This window comes from Kamptonema sp. UHCC 0994 (assembly GCF_029167235.1).
Classification (GTDB): Bacteria; Cyanobacteriota; Cyanobacteriia; order Cyanobacteriales; family Microcoleaceae; genus Kamptonema.
In genome coordinates, this window is sequence record NZ_JARFTR010000104.1 from 1 (window position 1) to 16,169 (window position 16,169).

Below are 16,169 nucleotides of genomic sequence, written 5' to 3' on the forward strand. Positions count from 1 at the left end.
GGTCAAATAACCGCCAGGATGGCGGCGTTACGGGTTCTGTCTTAAATTAAATCCGCAATAGACATCCCCAAAAATCACTCCCAAACCCTTATTCTACAAAGACCGAAGTTTAATTTCTGGAGATGTCTAATCTAAATTTCCTACCTATATAGTATTTCAGACAAAAACCCGATGTTGCAAAGATGGCATTTGGCGGCGAACTTGTTCAAGCCGATCGGGATTAATTTCTGCGATCGCAACTCCCGGCCCATCCCCCGCATCCGCTAAAATGGTTCCCCAAGGATCGACAATCATCGCATGACCATGTGTTTGTCGTCTCCCATAGTGGCGGCCGGTTTGTGCAGGTGCGATCGCATAACAAGTATTCTCGATCGCTCTGGCTTGCAACAAAACTTTCCAATGATCTTTTCCAGTATAAGCAGTGAAAGCCGCCGGCACAAACAAAACCTCGGCTCCCTTATAAGACAAATGGCGATATAGTTCTGGAAAACGCACATCGTAGCACACCGATAATCCGAGCACCCCAAAATCTTTTGAAGGATACACAGGAGGCAAGTTTTCTCCTGCTTTGACTGTACTCGATTCTTGATAAGTATTACCGTCAGGTACGTTAACATCAAACAGATGTACTTTTTGATACCTTACCAGTTCAATTCCATTCGGATCTACTAACAAACAGGTATTGTAAACTTTCCCGCTATCTGCTGGAACGGGAAAACCTCCTCCCAATATTGTCACTTGAAACCGCTGGGCCATCGTTTTCAAGAATTTTTCACTTTCAATGGCGATCTCGCTAGCAAGTGCCATTTTTTCTGCCTCTTCCCCCATAAATGGGAAGTTTTCTGGCAAACCTACTAACTCAGCACCTTGGCGCACAGCTAGATCGATTAATTCTTCTGCCTGAAGCAAATTTTTTTGCAAATCAGGCAAGCTTGTCATTTGAATTGCAGCAGCGAGATAAGATTTCATCGAAGGAAGAAGGAAGAAGGAGGAAGGAAGAATATAAATAGCTTTTAACATAAAGTGCAGGTCAATCGATATTTAGATTCGATCGCTTTAGATTTGAGATTAGGAATCTTCGATTAAATCCCAAATCTAAAATTAGCAATCTAAAATCGCTTGACCTGCAACCTAACGCGACTCAAGCTTTAGTGCAGAGGGTGGAACAGCAAGTCAGGGAAAAAACGGTTAAATTCAATCAAAGCCGCAGCTTGAATTGACAGCCAAAGTGCTGTAACTACTGGTGCTGTAGAAAGAAATTTCACAAAGTATTGCATGAACAATTCTCCACAATAATCAACAGAACATCGAAATTGCTAATTGCTAATTGCTAATTGCTAACCATTAACTATTAGCCATTAGCCATTAGCCATTAGCCATTAGCTATTAGCCATTAGCGAGGTGAAACAGTGATTTCGTCATCTTTGGCGAACATTTCACCAGTGGTGATTTCTTTGAGTGCTGCCAAAGGCCACAAGAAACCGGTTAGCATCAAGGAAACTGCCAAAGGCACATTGAGAATAATCTCTTGTTCCTCTGGAGAACTTGTTTTTTTGGCGGCTTGTAGATAGGAACGACCTACCCAGCCAATCCAACCAGTAATGTACAAAAATAGGATGCTGGGAATCAAGAACTCGCCAGCGTGATCCAAGCTACCATCCACAATTAAGTGTGGGTAGCCTTCTGGCCCGCACAATGCTTCAGAATAACGCTCAAATCTGGCCGTTGCTGAAGCTGGATCGCCATTCGTAGAAACAGCATTCTTGGCTAGTTCTTGGAAAGCAGGCGAGTCCTTACATGGTACTAAATCGTAGGCTGAGGCTACAGGTACAAAACTGATCCAAAGACTCAGGACTAAGATCGCAGCAAACAATCTTCGCATGGAATTGTTTCCTTTTGTTACAAAACAATAAGTTTTTTGTACAAGCATCTCAAGATTGCTTGTCTGGAAGACATCTTACTATTTTCTGAGCTCACCAGATTAACATTCCCCAATCTAAAGAAAAGGAGATTTTTAAGGACAACCTTTTTGGGATCGATCCACAAAAAAATTGATTCTTAAAGGCTGAGTCAGACAGCCACTACCCATTTGCTCAGATGTATCTGAGTTTATGGCTGCTCTTTTTGTATGCGACACTAACTTTATCACGTAAAATTGAATATATGGCAACCGTTTTAGCAATTGAAACAAGTTGTGACGAAACAGCAGCAGCGATTGTTAAGAATCGTCAAGTTTGCAGCAGTGCGGTAGCGTCACAAATTAAGATCCATCAGCAATATGGTGGTGTAGTCCCAGAGGTAGCTTCGCGCAGTCATGTAGAGATGGTGAATGGGGCGATCGCGCAATCTCTCCATGAAGCAAAACTTACTTGGTCAGATATTGATGGTATTGCAGCCACTTGTGCCCCCGGTTTAGTAGGTGCTTTGTTAGTAGGGTTAACAGCGGCTAAAACCCTCGCAATGGTTCATAACAAGCCTTTTTTAGGTGTTCATCACCTAGAAGGTCACATCTACGCCAGCTACCTCAGCGAACCCGACTTGCACCCACCGTTTTTGTGCTTGCTGGTTTCTGGCGGTCATACCAGTTTAATTCATGTCAAAGATTGCGGAGATTACGCAATTTTAGGGCAAACTCGCGACGATGCGGCGGGTGAAGCTTTTGATAAAGTGGCCCGTTTATTAAAGTTGGGCTATCCGGGTGGCCCCATCATTGATAAACTGGCTCAAGTTGGCAATCCGAAAGCTTTTTCGCTACCAGAGGGTAAAATCTCTTTGCCTACAGGTGGATATCATCCCTATGACAGCAGTTTCAGTGGCTTAAAAACGGCTGTGTTAAATTTAGTTCAGAAGCTACAAAAAGAAAGTGATGATTTGCCAGTAAAGGATATTGCCGCGAGTTTTCAGGAAACAGTAGCCAAAAGTTTAACAAAAAGAGCGATCGCCTGTGCTTTAGATTGTGGCTTAAATACTATTGCCATTGGCGGCGGAGTTGCAGCTAATAGTGGATTGCGACAACACTTACAACAGGCGGCTACTAAACATAATTTGCGGGTACTATTTCCCCCATTAAAATATTGCACAGATAATGCGGCCATGATTGCTTGTGCCGCCGCTGAACACTTAGAATTAGGACACATTTCGCCCCTAACTTTAGGAGCATATTCAAGAATGCCAATTACCGATGTAATGGATTTATACAAACATGGCTAATTGCTAATTGTTAATGGTTAATTCAGGACTTACGCAAGTGTCACAAGATCGGGGTAATTTTTAGGTATGTAGTTGCGCTTCAGCGCTCTTTCTATAGCCTAAGAGCTACATACTTTTGTTTAACGATGCCCATTGCGTAAGTCCTCTAATTGTTTAGGGAAGGGCAAAAATACTCATATTTGGACAAACATTATGGACGCAGCCACAATCTATTTACCACCAACACTTGAATTAAAAATTGACTTAACTGACGAGCAATTTTTGCAGTTATGTCAAAATAACCGCGAGTTAAAATTTGAACGTACACAATCAGGAGAATTAATTATTATGCCACCTACAGGGGGAACTACTAGCGATCGTAATTCCGATCTAAATTTTCAACTCAGATCGTGGAACCGTCAACATAATCTCGGTAAAGTATTTGATTCTTCTGGCGGTTTCAAGTTACCCAATGGTGCAGACAGATCCCCCGATGCTTCTTGGGTAAGAATAGAACGATGGGAAGCTCTAACTTCTGAAGAAAAAGATAAATTTCTGCCTTTATGCCCTGATTTTGTAATTGAATTGCGTTCTCCTAGTGATTCTTTGCAAACCTTGCGCTCTAAGATGCAAGAATATATTGACAATGGTGCAAGATTAGGCTGGTTGATTGACCCCAAAAGACGAGTTATTGAAATTTATCGACCTGATAGAGATGTGGAAATTTTGTCATCTCCAAGTACGGTATCTGGGGAGGATGTTTTGCCCGGTTTTGTCTTAGATTTAACACAAATTTGGTAGTTATAGCAGTTGCCAAGACGGTCAGGACAACTTTATTTGTTTGAGAACTTACGTAACGCCGCCTTCGCTTACGGTGCCCTAACCGCCCAGAGGGCGGCGTTACGGATATCTGTCCTAACTGCCTTGGCGGTTGCTATACTTATCAGCAATAACTCGGTTACGCCCTTGATTTTTAGCTTCATAAAGTGCTTTGTCGGCTCGTTGGAGCACAGCATCAATCTTTGTATCCTCCAATTGATAGCTGGACACTCCAATACTAACTGTAATTTGCACCTGTTTTTCTTCTTGAATGGTGATAACTGTTTTTTCCAGAGTTTTGCGGATACGTTCAGCCACCTCTACCGCCGACTCAAGATTAGTTTCAGGTAAAACCACAACAAATTCTTCCCCCCCAAATCGTCCCCAAAAATCTACGTTTCGGAGAGAATTTTCAACAACTTTTGTCATCGCTATCAGCACTTCATCTCCTACAGAGTGCCCGTAGATATCGTTAACTTGCTTGAAGCGATCTAGGTCAAGCATTAATAGAGAAAAAAAGCGATTGTATCTGCAAGATCGGTTGATTTCTCTCTCGCATAAAGTTAACAAATGGCGACGATTCCAGACTCCGGTTAATGGATCGGTATTAGCTAATTTTTGTAATTCCTTAGTTAATTCCGCTTGATCGCGCAGCGATTTTTTTAATTGCTCTCGCGTATATTTCAAATCTAAGTGAGTTCGTACCCTGGCAAGTAACTCTGGCGTGTTAAATGGTTTGGTAATGTAATCAACTGCTCCTCTTTCAAAAGCTTGGATTAAATGCTCTTGTTCGTGGCTGGCAGTAATAAAAATTATCGGAATTTCTGCTACATCGGGATTAGCTTTGAGTCGTTCGCAAACTTCCAAACCGTTCATATATGGCATCATAAAATCCAATAGAATTAAATCGGGTCTGGCAGATTCTACACGCTCTAAAGCTTGCTGTCCGCTAGTGGCAAAAGTGGTTTCATAACCTCTTTTCTCTAGTATAAATGCAATTAATTGTAGATTTTCAATCAGATCGTCAACAACTAAAATCAAACACTTTTCTGGTTTGGATGAGATCATAATAATTGATGCCTCACATCGGGAAACTTTTCTATAGTCTTAGGCAATTGCTCCCATTCAAAGGCTACTAACTGACTTTCTAAAGTCGTCATATAGTCGAAAAGGAGTTGACATTCGTATTCATGGGCCCACACTCGTAAACGTTCGATAAAGGCTTGTATTTCTCGCCGTTTCATGGTTTTACGCAATTCTAACCAAGTGCTTTCTTCTTCCTGACGGAGTTTTTCAACTAATTCAGGAAGCTTTGCTAAGGCGTTGGGATTTGGTTTTATCCAATGGGTTTGGCTGGGTGTTTTTGAAGTTTCATTAACGGGAAAATAATTAGGTTCTTGGGGGAGAATTTGCTTGAGGGCCGAGACAAGTTGGGAACGGCTAAAGGGTTTGCGTAAGAACCCCTGGGAGAGAACTCGCAAGGTATCTTCGTCCTGCGATCGCGAAACAGCAGTTAAGATCGCGATCGGGATATTTTTGGTTCTATCGTCCTGTTTCAACAATCGCGTTGCTTGCAGTCCGTCCATGTTCGGCATCCACAAATCCATCAGAATCAGATCGGGGCAATCTGTTTGCGCGACTTCGATCGCTTCTTGTCCATCTCCTGCAAACAAGAGGCGATGTTTGCTACCTGCAAAATATCCCGCAATCAAGTCAAGGTTATATTTAACATCATCCACCACTAGCACCGTTGCCGTTGAAAATTGATTCAAATCTTCATCTAAATTTGAAGGCACAAGCGATGGCGTTTCGATCTCAGTAATCTTCAGATTTGGGAAGATAAAAGTAAATGCACTGCCTTTGCCCAGTTCGCTTTGTAGCCCCACTGTCCCACCCAGCATTTCAGTCAGATGTTTAGTAATCGCTAAACCTAAACCCGTACCCCCATATTTACGAGTGCTTTGTCCTTCGCTTTGCTTAAAGGCTTCAAAGATAATTTCTTGTTGGTCAAAGCAAATACCAATCCCTGTATCTGCAACGGTAATTTCTATCTGTACTCGATTTGAAAGGGTGGATGGTTCTAGTTGCGCCCGAACCGATATTTTAACAAATCCTGCCTCTGTAAACTTAAGAGCGTTACCAACAGTGTTTAATAGAATTTGGCGCAGGCGTATTGCGTCAAATAAAATGGCTTTGGGTACGGTTTCATCAATTTCTACCAAGAGGGACAGACTTTTTTTAATGGCTGTCTGGTCTAAAATTTGCTGAATTTCTCGAATCAGCGATCGCACATCAACTGGTTCGTATTTTAATTGTAACTTACCTGCTTCGATTTTGGAAAGATCGAGGATATCATTAATCAAGGCAAGTAGGGTTCTGCCACTGGTAGCAATCGAGTTGAGATAGGTGCGAGGTTGGGGCTCAAAGATCGATGCTTGTAACAATTCGCTAAAACCTAGAATCGCATTCATGGGAGTACGAATTTCGTGGCTCATATTCGCGAGAAATTCACTTTTAGCACGGTTAGCCGCTTCTGCTGCTTCTTTGGCAGCCGCGAGTTCTACCTCGGCTTGCTTGCGTTCTGTGATATCTTTCATAAAGCAGTAATGCCCGACAAAGTTATTTTCTTTGTCGTAGGCTGAGATCATTACTAATTGCTTGTAAAAATTAGATCCGTCTTTGCGTAAGCCTTTGGCTTCAGCTTCTACCTTGCCATTAGTTAACATCTCTTGATAGGCCGCTAACATTTTTGGTCGATCTTCAGGATGTACTGTTGGCTGCCATTCCATACCAACCATTTCATTGACTTGATAACCACATTTCTCTGTATAAGCTCGGTTGACAGAAATGTAACGTCCTTGAGCATCTAATCGTGCAATTCCTTCTACTGCATTTTCCAAAGCCAGATTGAGTTCGCGCAGTTCCGACTCTGCTTGTTTGCGATCGCTAATATCTTGCTGAACTGCGACCAAAACATCGCCGTATTCGGGATGCTTAAATACAGAGCAAGTTGCACTACACCAAAATGGAGTACCATCTTTCTTGACGTTATGGACTTCATAGGTGGTTTCACGATTTTGTAAAACAGCAGTGCGAATGCTTTGATTTACCTTTTCGGGATCTATCTGTTCACTGCCATAGTTTACAATCGAAACGTGCTGACCGTTGAGCTCCCCAGGATCGTAACCAAACATCTGCTCAAATTTAGGATTCGCATAGACAATTAATCCATTATCGGCTCTGACTAAACAAATACCTTCCGCCATATTGCGGGTAATTACAGCCTGAAGTTCTAACGTTTGTTCTGCTTGTTTGCGATCGCTCACATCGAAAATTACCCCCAGCATTCTCAACGCTTCACCCGCTTCGTTATATATCCCGCGTCCTTTTCCAACCAGCCAGTGAACTGTACCATCGGGATATAAAACCCGGTATTCAGCTTCATAGTCAGTATGCTGAATCAGTGCATCTGATAAAGCCTGTTCGATCCTGTCAATATCCTCTGGATGAATTGCTTTGCGCCATAGCTGATAAGGATCGCTTGCTTGTTGTGGTTCTATTCCTAGCAAACGAAAATGGTTGTCGTTCCAGGTAACTTCATTTGTATCCACATTCCAATCCCAAGTACCGATATGGGTAAAATCGAACGTCAACCGCAGTTGCTCCTCACTTTTAGCTAAAGCAGCTTCGGCACGTTTGCGATCGGTGATATCTTTAGCCACATAGGAAAATCGAGGATATCCACTGGAACTAACTTCAATTGGACAAACACTTACAGAAAGCCATCCTTGCTTTGTCGAAGTCTCATAGAAATGTTCAAATCGAACGGGGGTTTGAATTTGTTGAGACTGTTGGTAATAGGCAGTCCATCGCTCTATAATCGCTGGTGATACTCCCAGGGTGCTAGCAAACTGATTTTTCATAGCTTCTGGAGTAGTCTCAAAAAACTGAGCTGCTGCCCAATTATCGGAAATATGCAAGATATCTCCATCGTGTATTTCAACAATACCCATTAACATTGAACCGCTATTAAAGAAACTCCGCAATGTTGATTCACTTTGGTGCAAAGATTCTTCCGCGCGTTTGCGGGCGCTAATATCGATTGCCACATAACCAATTCCAATTACTTGTCTAGTTAAATTAAAGATCGGATGATAGGAAACTAACCAATAGCCTCTGCTACCAGGATTACAGGGATCGTCGCCTTCAACTTCTACATTGAATATGGATTCTCCTGTATTTAAAACCTGCTGATAGATTGGTTGCAGTGTGGAAAACCAACTAGGAAATAGCTCCTCAAGAGACTTCCCAAGATGTTTATCGATGGCGAGATTGCTCATTTGAGCAGCATTTTCATTGACCTGCACAAATCGTAATTGGTTATCTAAAATTGCCATTCCTACTGGACTGTAGGTAAAAAAAGCATTGAGCCATGCTTCTCGAATAGCAAACTGTTGCTCTAGTTGCTGTCTGTCTAAGAGTTCAAGTTGTAAGCAATTGTTTGTTTCCTGCAATTCCTGGGTACGCTCTATAACCTTTAGTTCTAACTCATTCTTGGCCGCTTGCAGGGCATTCTCAGCCTGTTTACGTTGGGTAATATTAGTAAGAATGACAACTGCCCCTTTAAAGTGATTGTCTCGGTCAGCCAGAGGGCGGGCATTTAAGACCAGATTTAAAACTTCTCCGTCCCGGCGTTCAAATTCAACCTCAAGACCTTTATAACTTTCTCCCTCCAGTACGGGTATAATTGAAAAAGGAACTTTATTCTCAATCTCAGAATCGAGATAATTCTGTGATAAAGTTTCTTCTGTACTCGTAGCTGAGGAAAAATTGAGCTTGTTTAAATAGAATAGTTGCAGTCGATTGAAGGGTTGAAATAGTAAATTTTTACCCCAAAGTTCTTGAGCAATTGCGCTAGCACGAATAATTTGGCCTGTATCGTCACATACTAAGATGGCTTCTCCCGCCTGTTCGAGAATTAAACGTGCTAATCTTTCGGCAACAATAGTCTTTTGATGGCGCTTTTGTTCGGTTAAATCAGTAATCACAAGACAGTTGATCGGGGATTGATCTAGGATCAGATGATTGATAGATAAGTAAACAGGAATCTCAACACCATTTTGGGTATTTAGAAACAGTTCTACAGGATGCCTTTCTCCCCTTTCTGCTTGCCTAACCCGTGCCTGAAATAGAAGAGTATCTTGGGGAGAAATTAAGCTGTGAAAATAAGAGCCGATCAGCTTCTCTAGTGGTTGTTTCAATAAATTTGAAAAGCTTTTATTGCAGTATAAAATTAGCCCTTCGCTCGAAAGGACTACAGCCCCTTGTTGCATTTCTTCGACTAAGAGTCGGTAGGAAAGGTCAGCACTCTGGAGGGTGAAAATTCTTTGACCCTGGGGAGTAGAAATAACTAAGGCATCTACTTCTCCTTCCTGAATTGCTCGCACGATCTCCTCGCTTATGGTTAAGCGATCGCGCAAAGATTGAATTTCAGCTAAGAGTTCTGCTCTGGATTTATTGGTGTCTTCCATTGTCAGTACCAAGAATTAAGATAGTATAGCAACCGCCAAGGCGGTTAGGGGTTAGGGGCTAGGGGCTAGGGGCTAGGGGAAGAAGGGGAAGAAGGGGAAGAAGGGAATAGAATCAGCGAGTTTGGTGGAACTCAGAACGTCCTAACTGCCAAGGCGGTTGCTATATTTTGTAAAGCCGCCCTCTGGGCGGTATTCTTAACGCTCAGAGGGCGGCTTTACTGCGAGCATAAGTTCTGTTCTATTTAGGTACAATGTCTAAACCAAACAATACTTTTTCAGTATCGGACAGATCCCCAATCATACGTTGCAGAGGGAGAGGCAGTTGTTTAATTAGAGTAGGGATGACAACAATATTATCTAGCTGTAGCTGTTCAGCAGACTGATAAACATCAATCACCTCTAACTCATACCTTCCTTGTAAATAAGTTTCACAAATTGATTTGATGCGTTGTAGCGCCCGCGTTGAGCGAGGTGTTGTTCCAGCAATATATAATCGGAGACAGTAATGTTGATGCTCCAGATCCGAAATCGCTTTCTCAAAATTTGCTACCAAATTATCGCTGTCTTCTTGCAGTAGTTTATCATCTGCCGATGGCACTTCATCGATCATTCCTTTTTCCTCTCAACTGTCGATCTTTGGACTGTATGCTTCATTCCCCAACCTTTCTGATCTCAAGTCCGAGTAAAACTTTTTCCTGATTAGATAAATCGCCAATGATTTGCCGAATTGGAGCGGGTAGTTTTCGCACTAGGGTGGGAATTGCCAGAATGTGATCTTGCTTTGCTAAATTTGGGTTCTGCAATAAATCAATAACTTCAATTCGATATTGACCGCAAAGGTATTCTTCGCACAGCTTTTTCAGGTTGGCAAAAGCTGTTACTGATTTTGGAGTTTGTCCAGCAACGTACAGTCGCAGTTCCCATTTCTCCGATTCAGGTGAATTTAGTTCGTTGTGTTGATTCATAGCGGTTATTCCCTGTTTTCTAAATGCGGTAACTCGTTAATCAGCCCGACGCAGTTGCGCGATTGTTTCTCGATCCTGAAAAAACCAGGTTCTATCCAAACTTTCCTCTTGATTTAGGCGATCTAGTTCTGCTTTTTCTGCCTCCATCTGCATTTGTAATGTAGCAATTTGAGTCTGAGTAACTTGCCGTTGCTGTTCTAATTCTTGCCGTCGGTTGGCAATCTGTTGCTGTCGTCGCAGACTTGCTTGTTTGTCCGCTAACTCCTGAATTGCTCTGGCCGTTCCAGTTAGCACTTTATCCTGTCCCAAATAAACATCTACCAATTCCACACCCTGATTAGTTAGTTGGAATTCCCGCACCTGGTTTGAGTGTTCCATCCCGCGAGATTTGATTACTTGCAGAATGCGATTGCGTTCGCCGTTGCTTTCAATTACTCGCACTTCTAGCCAGGTATCCATCAACGAAGAAATCCCAATTTCTGTATTTTCAAGGGGCGTTCCCCCGCTAATTAGGTTATTCATTAATACTGTCACTTGTTGTGACTTTAAGTAGTCAATTACGCGCATAAAGAAGGCTTTAACTTGCAGAAGACTTCCCGTCAGGGTTAGGTTGCTGATGGGATCGATAATGACAGTGGTTGGCTGGAAATAGCTAAGCCATCGATGAATCTGTACTAAATGTACTTCTAAACCGTGAGCAGTGGGACGTAATGCTTGAATCTGTAGTAATTCCTGTTGTAGGTATGGCTCTAAATCTAGACTAACCGATCGCATATTGCGAAGAATTTGGTCGGGTGCTTCTTCAAAGGCAAGATAAAGACATTTTTCCCCTCGCTGACAGGTGGCGGCGGCAAAAGCAGCCGCGATCGTACTTTTTCCTGTGCCTGCCATCCCCGTAACTAAAATACTACTACCGCGAAAGTAGCCTTGTCCTCCCAGCATCCCATCTAGGCGCGGGATGCCGCTGGAGATGCGATCGCTAGAAACGCTATGATTTAAACCAATAGAGGTAATTGGTAAGACAGAAATGCCATTTTCTTCTATTAAAAAAGGATACTCATTGCTGCCATGTTGGGAACCTCGATATTTGAAAATTTGCAACCGTCTGGTTGATAGTTCTTCATGAATTCGCTGATCCAAACGAATGACACAATCGGAGACATATTCTTCTATGCCTTGACGAGTTAGACTATTATCACCCCGTTCACCGGTAATAATAGCAGTGACACCTTTGGTTTTGAGCCAACGAAACAGACGACGCAGTTCTGCCCGGACAATACCAGTATTTGATAAGCCCGTAAACAAGACTTCTATTGTATCTAGAACTACCCGTTTAGCGCCAATGCTATCGATGGCATAGCCCAGACGAATAAAGATCCCTTCTAAATCATATTCGCCGGTTTCTTCAATCTCTGACGGATCGATATACAAGCAGTCAATACTGAGCTTTTGTTCGGCAACCAATCGATCTAAATCCCATCCTAGAGAGGTGACGTTTTGGGTTAGTTCTTCTACTGTTTCTTCAAAGGATATGAATACCCCTGGTTCGCCATATTCTGTCGCACCACGCACTAAAAACTCCATCGCTAATAGAGTCTTACCGCAACCCGCAGAACCACAAACCAGCGTAGGTCGTCCTTTTGGTAATCCGCCTCCGGTGATTTCATCTAGCCCCTGAATTCCTGTGGGACATTTGGGTAATTGGGTATTGTGTGATTTGCTTTTTTTTGTATGATTGAGTTGAGTCATAGAAGGAAGGAAGAAGGAAGAAGGAAGAGGGAAGAAGGAAGAGTTAACAGTTAACAGTTAACAGTTAACAATTAACAGTATTTAAAAATCAATCGTCAATGGTGCTCTTGGAAAAGGAATTACATCGCGAATATTTGCCATCCCTGTCATAAATTGTACCACTCTTTCAAAGCCTAAACCAAACCCGGCATGAGGCACTGTTCCATAGCGTCGCAAATCTAAGTACCACCATAAATCTTCTTTGTTCATGCCTTGAGCTTCAATACGTCGCTCTAAGATATCTAGTCTTTCTTCCCGCTGGGAACCGCCGATAATTTCTCCAATTTTTGGAGCTAAAACATCCATTGCCCGCACGGTTTTCTCATCATCGCTTAACCGCATATAAAAAGCTTTAATTCCTACGGGATAGTCAGTAACAATTGTGGGCTTTTTAAACAGTTCTTCTGCTAAATAGCGCTCGTGTTCTGATTGCAAATCTAAACCCCATTTTACGGGAAATTCAAATTGCTTATCGGCTTTTTCCAACAGCGCGACGGCTTCGGTATAAGTAATGCGTTCAAACTGATTATTAATGATATTTTCAGCCGTTGCTAAAACTGTCTTGTCAATCCTCTCATTGAAAAATTCAATATCTTCCTGGCAAGTTTCTAAGACATATTTAAAGATGTATTTCAAAAACGCTTCTGCCAAATCCATATCGCCTTCCAAGTCGCAGAAAGCCATCTCTGGTTCAATCATCCAAAATTCTGCCAAATGGCGGGAAGTATTGGAGTTTTCGGCTCGGAAAGTCGGGCCAAAGGTGTAAACATTGCCAAAGGCCATCGCCATGATTTCCGCTTCTAATTGGCCGCTGACTGTGAGATAGGCTGGCTTGCCAAAAAAGTCCTTACTAAAATCAATTTGTTGGGCATCATTGCGGGGAATATCTTTTAAATCGAAGTTAGTAACGCTGAACATTTCCCCTGCGCCTTCGCAGTCGCTAGCGGTGATAATAGGAGTGTGAACCCAGAGGAAACCGCGTTCTTGGAAAAATTGGTGGACGGCATGAGCGCAGGCGTTACGGACACGGAAGACGGCGCTGTAGGTATTGGTGCGCGATCGCAAGTGTGCGATCGTGCGTAAAAATTCAAAGGAATGACGCTTTTTCTGCAATGGATAAGTTTGGGGATCTGCATCGCCGTAAACTGTCACGACTGAGGCTTTCAATTCAATTCTTTGTCCCTTGGCTGGGGACGCAACTAATACTCCCGTGACTTCGACGGATGCACCTGTATTTAATTGCTTGACAATATCCTCATAATTTGGTAAATTTGGATCGATTACTACTTGTAAATTAGCCATTGCTGAGCCATCGTTAACTTCAACAAAGGCAAATTCTTTCAACTCCCGTTTGGTGCGAACCCAACCTTGAATGGTTACAGTTTCGTCAGGTTGACCATTTCGTAGAATGACTGCAATTCGTTGTGTTGTCATATTTTTCAAGAGTGGGATCGATTGAGATTGTATCTGTTTATTGTATTATAAACATTATACTGCTTAGAGAGTGCCTTCCCAATAGCTTCAGCAAGAATCCTTGAAAGTATGATGAATTGCAACGGATTTGAGTGGGATGGCAAGAGTTTATGACTCAATACAGTATAATTTTTGAATAGACATCTATCAAAACCTCACTTCCTTGGCCTACGATAATACCTGTAAATATCTAGCCGAAAAATTCCCCGCCGCCTTCGTCCACTGGCTACTACCAATTGACGAACCCACCAACGTGCAGGTACTCAAAACCGAATTAATTCAAGAACCCATAAGAGCCGATTCTCTCGTATTCCTGCAAACTGATAACCAAATTCTACACATAGAATTTGAAACCAGACCCTATTCTAAACCGACTATTGCCTTCAGAATGCTAGACTACTATATCAGGCTAAAACGGCAATACTCCTGTGCTATCAATCAAGTAGTAATCTTTTTGCAGGAAACAGGATCGGAAGAAGTTTTTGTATCCGAATACACGGATACGAACACGCGACACGGCTATCGAGTGATTCGTCTATGGGAACAAGACCCCGCTTTATTGCTATCCGTCCCCGGCTTATTGCCACTGGCGACATTATCTCAAACAAACTCGCCGCGAACTTTGTTAGAGCAAATAGCGAATCGGATTGCTACAATGGAAGAACCAAATCAACAAGCTGATTTAATTGCTTGTACTCAAGTTCTCGCCGGTTTGAGGTTTGAAAAAGACTTAATCAGACAACTATTTAGGAAGGAAACTATGCGCGAGTCAGTTATTTACCAAGAAATTCGTGAAGATGCTCTCCTTGAAGGCCTCAAAGAAGGAAAGCAACAAGGTATTCAATCAGGAAGGCAAAATGAGGCGCTGTCGTTCGTCACTCGCCAGTTGACTCGACGTATCGGCTCTATTCCTGCTGAAATGCAACAGCAAATTCAGACCTTATCCGTAGAAGAATTAGAGGATTTAGGAGAGGCGTTACTGGATTTTTCGGAAGGATCGGATTTGGCAAATTGGTTGAATGAACGTCAGCCATAACTGTTGATGAAGCACTCGCGATACCTACGACTGACGCTGGGGAAATGGTCGAGAAACTCATTGAGTGAGTCACCGGCTTCCAGATAATCAAGCAAGATTTTCATGGGGACTCTTGTACCAATAAAAACTGGAGTTCCTCCCAATATGTCGGGGTCGCTATGGACAATGCGGGATGTGGATAGCATTACAATTTAGTTTGTTTTAGGAGTGAATATTCTCTTAATTTTAACGGAAAAGAGTCTAATTGCTACTTCTCCGTAGTAAAATAAGACATAGCTATCATCGTCGCCAAAGCTAACTCACTATGCAATCCGTAACATTTGACAGTATTTTAGACGAGATCGAAAGCTTGTCTATTGACGAGCAAACTACTCTACTTTTCACCATGCAGCGCAGACTTAGCGATCGCCGTCGTACTGAAATTGCTGCTAATATTGCACAAGGAAAACAAGACTATCAATCGGGAAATGTCTTTCGAGGTACGGTTAATGATGCGATCGCGGAGCTAAATCGTTGAAAGTTATCACTTTTGCTCAATCGTTTAAACGTGCCTATTTGGAGAGGTGGAAACAAGTGATAAAATAGAGTAGAGAAGTAGACAAAATTCATGCCCAGAAAAATTAGAGAGGTGAAAGGTCAGATTGCGCGTGAAGGTTTTGTTTATCTACCCAAGCGCGGCAAAGGTAGCCATGAACGTTGGCGACACCCAATGCTGAGAAAAACGCTGACAATTCCCGGCAAAGATGGAGATGATGTACCACTCTACCTAGAAAAGCAGGTAACACAGTTATTAACTGAACTCAATGAGTTAAGGGAGGGCGAGGGTTTATGAGTCGATATAGTATGATTGTTCAATGGTCTGATGAAGATGGACTTTTCCTAGTCACAATTCCAGAGTTTTCCGATCGCGTGGTGATGCCTTGCACTCATGGTCAAAGTCGTGAGGAAGCAATTCATAACGGTGAAGAGGTGATTGAAATGTATTTGGAAGCTTGGGAAGCGGAAGGTGAATCTATCCCTGAACCTAGTACGCTTCAAATTGCTTGATTGGTATTGTAAAACTCTGTTGGTGTGGTGGGGAGGAAAGGCGCGATCGCATTTCAAAAACTTTTAATAAGCGATGGGAGAAGGTTGTAGAAAAGTTATGGTGAAAAGGTGCGATCGCTTTTAGGAGGGAAGGGGCGATCTTCACTCAATCTCATTTTTTCTACAACTGTGTCAACAGGTTTAAGTGACAAAGCTTGGCTCTCCCGTACCTGTGGTGATAAGCACGGCTTATTTAAATAAGCAAGCTAATAACTTTTCTCGTAAATAATCAAAGGTCTTAAAGCCATAGCTTTGTCTAATAATCAACTTAATCTTGTTATT

General features: G+C 42.4%; 16 protein-coding genes. 6 read left to right on the forward strand and 10 right to left on the reverse strand.

Features of this window, described 5'->3' with window-relative positions; translation table 11 throughout:
* Positions 1–156: 156 nt before the first annotated feature.
* The 3 genes from PY364_RS10320 to PY364_RS10330 all read right to left on the reverse strand — a co-directional run bounded on the left by PY364_RS10320 (position 157) and on the right by PY364_RS10330 (position 1,882).
* Complete coding sequence (locus PY364_RS10320) at positions 157–969, reverse strand: carbon-nitrogen hydrolase family protein (protein WP_275522278.1); 813 nt, start codon at positions 967–969, stop codon at positions 157–159.
* A gap of 179 nt (positions 970–1,148) precedes the next feature.
* On the reverse strand, positions 1,149–1,277 hold the full coding sequence (gene psaJ / locus PY364_RS10325) for a photosystem I reaction center subunit IX (protein WP_275522279.1): 129 nt from the start codon (positions 1,275–1,277) through the stop codon (positions 1,149–1,151).
* A 116-nt stretch (positions 1,278–1,393) separates the two neighbouring features.
* Positions 1,394–1,882: a Photosystem I reaction center subunit III gene (locus PY364_RS10330; RefSeq protein WP_275522280.1), complete on the reverse strand. Its 489-nt coding sequence runs from the start codon at positions 1,880–1,882 to the stop codon at positions 1,394–1,396.
* A 281-nt stretch (positions 1,883–2,163) separates the two neighbouring features.
* Here PY364_RS10330 and tsaD point away from each other — a divergent pair, with 281 nt between their 5' ends.
* Together tsaD and PY364_RS10340 are read left to right on the forward strand one after the other, a co-directional pair.
* A complete protein-coding gene (tsaD, locus tag PY364_RS10335; RefSeq protein ID WP_275522281.1) occupies positions 2,164–3,210 on the forward strand; it encodes a tRNA (adenosine(37)-N6)-threonylcarbamoyltransferase complex transferase subunit TsaD in 1,047 nt (348 codons plus the stop codon).
* 192 nt (positions 3,211–3,402) lie between these two features.
* Entirely contained in the window at positions 3,403–3,990 is a 588-nt protein-coding gene (locus tag PY364_RS10340) for a Uma2 family endonuclease (RefSeq protein ID WP_275522282.1), read from the forward strand.
* 114 nt (positions 3,991–4,104) lie between these two features.
* Here the strand turns inward: PY364_RS10340 and PY364_RS10345 are convergent, their stop codons facing one another.
* The 6 genes from PY364_RS10345 to asnS all read right to left on the reverse strand — a co-directional run bounded on the left by PY364_RS10345 (position 4,105) and on the right by asnS (position 13,726).
* Positions 4,105–5,076 (reverse strand): diguanylate cyclase, encoded by a 972-nt coding sequence (locus PY364_RS10345; RefSeq protein ID WP_275522283.1) that lies wholly within the window; start codon positions 5,074–5,076, stop codon positions 4,105–4,107.
* The gene (locus PY364_RS10350) at positions 5,073–9,539 is read right to left on the reverse strand and encodes a PAS domain S-box protein (RefSeq protein WP_275522284.1); all 4,467 of its coding nucleotides are present in this window, start codon (positions 9,537–9,539) and stop codon (positions 5,073–5,075) included. Before PY364_RS10350 ends, PY364_RS10345 begins: the two co-directional genes overlap by 4 nt.
* Before the next feature lie 238 nt (positions 9,540–9,777).
* On the reverse strand, positions 9,778–10,149 hold the full coding sequence (locus PY364_RS10355; RefSeq protein ID WP_275522285.1) for a circadian clock KaiB family protein: 372 nt from the start codon (positions 10,147–10,149) through the stop codon (positions 9,778–9,780).
* A gap of 40 nt (positions 10,150–10,189) precedes the next feature.
* Positions 10,190–10,504 carry a circadian clock KaiB family protein gene (locus PY364_RS10360; protein WP_275522286.1) on the reverse strand — a complete coding sequence of 105 codons (315 nt, stop codon included), beginning with the start codon at positions 10,502–10,504 and terminating at the stop codon, positions 10,190–10,192.
* Between the two features lie 36 nt (positions 10,505–10,540).
* Positions 10,541–12,253, reverse strand: coding sequence for a circadian clock protein KaiC (kaiC, locus tag PY364_RS10365; protein WP_275522287.1), 1,713 nt, complete (start codon positions 12,251–12,253; stop codon positions 10,541–10,543).
* 81 nt (positions 12,254–12,334) lie between these two features.
* Positions 12,335–13,726: an asparagine--tRNA ligase gene (gene asnS, locus PY364_RS10370; RefSeq protein WP_275522288.1), complete on the reverse strand. Its 1,392-nt coding sequence runs from the start codon at positions 13,724–13,726 to the stop codon at positions 12,335–12,337.
* A gap of 202 nt (positions 13,727–13,928) precedes the next feature.
* Here asnS and PY364_RS10375 point away from each other — a divergent pair, with 202 nt between their 5' ends.
* The gene (locus PY364_RS10375) at positions 13,929–14,801 is read left to right on the forward strand and encodes an Rpn family recombination-promoting nuclease/putative transposase (RefSeq protein ID WP_275522289.1); all 873 of its coding nucleotides are present in this window, start codon (positions 13,929–13,931) and stop codon (positions 14,799–14,801) included.
* Here PY364_RS10375 and PY364_RS10380 read toward each other — a convergent pair.
* Complete coding sequence (locus PY364_RS10380; RefSeq protein WP_275522290.1) at positions 14,792–14,986, reverse strand: DUF433 domain-containing protein; 195 nt, start codon at positions 14,984–14,986, stop codon at positions 14,792–14,794. The two genes, PY364_RS10375 and PY364_RS10380, sit on opposite strands and share 10 nt — an antisense overlap.
* 119 nt (positions 14,987–15,105) lie before the next feature.
* On the opposite strand from PY364_RS10380, the gene PY364_RS10385 reads away from it, so the two are divergent.
* The 3 genes from PY364_RS10385 to PY364_RS10395 all read left to right on the forward strand — a co-directional run bounded on the left by PY364_RS10385 (position 15,106) and on the right by PY364_RS10395 (position 15,848).
* Positions 15,106–15,318, forward strand: a complete 213-nt coding sequence (locus tag PY364_RS10385) for a hypothetical protein (protein ID WP_275522291.1) — start codon at positions 15,106–15,108, stop codon at positions 15,316–15,318.
* A gap of 90 nt (positions 15,319–15,408) precedes the next feature.
* A complete protein-coding gene (locus PY364_RS10390) occupies positions 15,409–15,633 on the forward strand; it encodes a type II toxin-antitoxin system HicA family toxin (RefSeq protein ID WP_275522292.1) in 225 nt (74 codons plus the stop codon).
* On the forward strand, positions 15,630–15,848 hold the full coding sequence (locus PY364_RS10395) for a type II toxin-antitoxin system HicB family antitoxin (RefSeq protein WP_272032539.1): 219 nt from the start codon (positions 15,630–15,632) through the stop codon (positions 15,846–15,848). Before PY364_RS10390 ends, PY364_RS10395 begins: the two co-directional genes overlap by 4 nt.
* Positions 15,849–16,169 lie beyond the last annotated feature (321 nt).

What these genes read in the sequence shown, in the direction of transcription:
- PY364_RS10320 (WP_275522278.1), bottom strand. Translation starts at nt 969, where the DNA reads ATGAAATCTTATCTCGCTGCTGCAATTCAAATGACAAGCTTGCCTGAT.
- psaJ (WP_275522279.1), bottom strand. Translation starts at nt 1,277, where the DNA reads ATGCAATACTTTGTGAAATTTCTTTCTACAGCACCAGTAGTTACAGCA.
- PY364_RS10330 (WP_275522280.1), bottom strand. Translation starts at nt 1,882, where the DNA reads ATGCGAAGATTGTTTGCTGCGATCTTAGTCCTGAGTCTTTGGATCAGT.
- tsaD (WP_275522281.1), top strand. Translation starts at nt 2,164, where the DNA reads ATGGCAACCGTTTTAGCAATTGAAACAAGTTGTGACGAAACAGCAGCA.
- PY364_RS10340 (WP_275522282.1), top strand. Translation starts at nt 3,403, where the DNA reads ATGGACGCAGCCACAATCTATTTACCACCAACACTTGAATTAAAAATT.
- PY364_RS10345 (WP_275522283.1), bottom strand. Translation starts at nt 5,076, where the DNA reads ATGATCTCATCCAAACCAGAAAAGTGTTTGATTTTAGTTGTTGACGAT.
- PY364_RS10350 (WP_275522284.1), bottom strand. Translation starts at nt 9,539, where the DNA reads ATGGAAGACACCAATAAATCCAGAGCAGAACTCTTAGCTGAAATTCAA.
- PY364_RS10355 (WP_275522285.1), bottom strand. Translation starts at nt 10,149, where the DNA reads ATGATCGATGAAGTGCCATCGGCAGATGATAAACTACTGCAAGAAGAC.
- PY364_RS10360 (WP_275522286.1), bottom strand. Translation starts at nt 10,504, where the DNA reads ATGAATCAACACAACGAACTAAATTCACCTGAATCGGAGAAATGGGAA.
- kaiC (WP_275522287.1), bottom strand. Translation starts at nt 12,253, where the DNA reads ATGACTCAACTCAATCATACAAAAAAAAGCAAATCACACAATACCCAA.
- asnS (WP_275522288.1), bottom strand. Translation starts at nt 13,726, where the DNA reads ATGACAACACAACGAATTGCAGTCATTCTACGAAATGGTCAACCTGAC.
- PY364_RS10380 (WP_275522290.1), bottom strand. Translation starts at nt 14,986, where the DNA reads ATGCTATCCACATCCCGCATTGTCCATAGCGACCCCGACATATTGGGA.
- PY364_RS10385 (WP_275522291.1), top strand. Translation starts at nt 15,106, where the DNA reads ATGCAATCCGTAACATTTGACAGTATTTTAGACGAGATCGAAAGCTTG.
- PY364_RS10390 (WP_275522292.1), top strand. Translation starts at nt 15,409, where the DNA reads ATGCCCAGAAAAATTAGAGAGGTGAAAGGTCAGATTGCGCGTGAAGGT.
- PY364_RS10395 (WP_272032539.1), top strand. Translation starts at nt 15,630, where the DNA reads ATGAGTCGATATAGTATGATTGTTCAATGGTCTGATGAAGATGGACTT.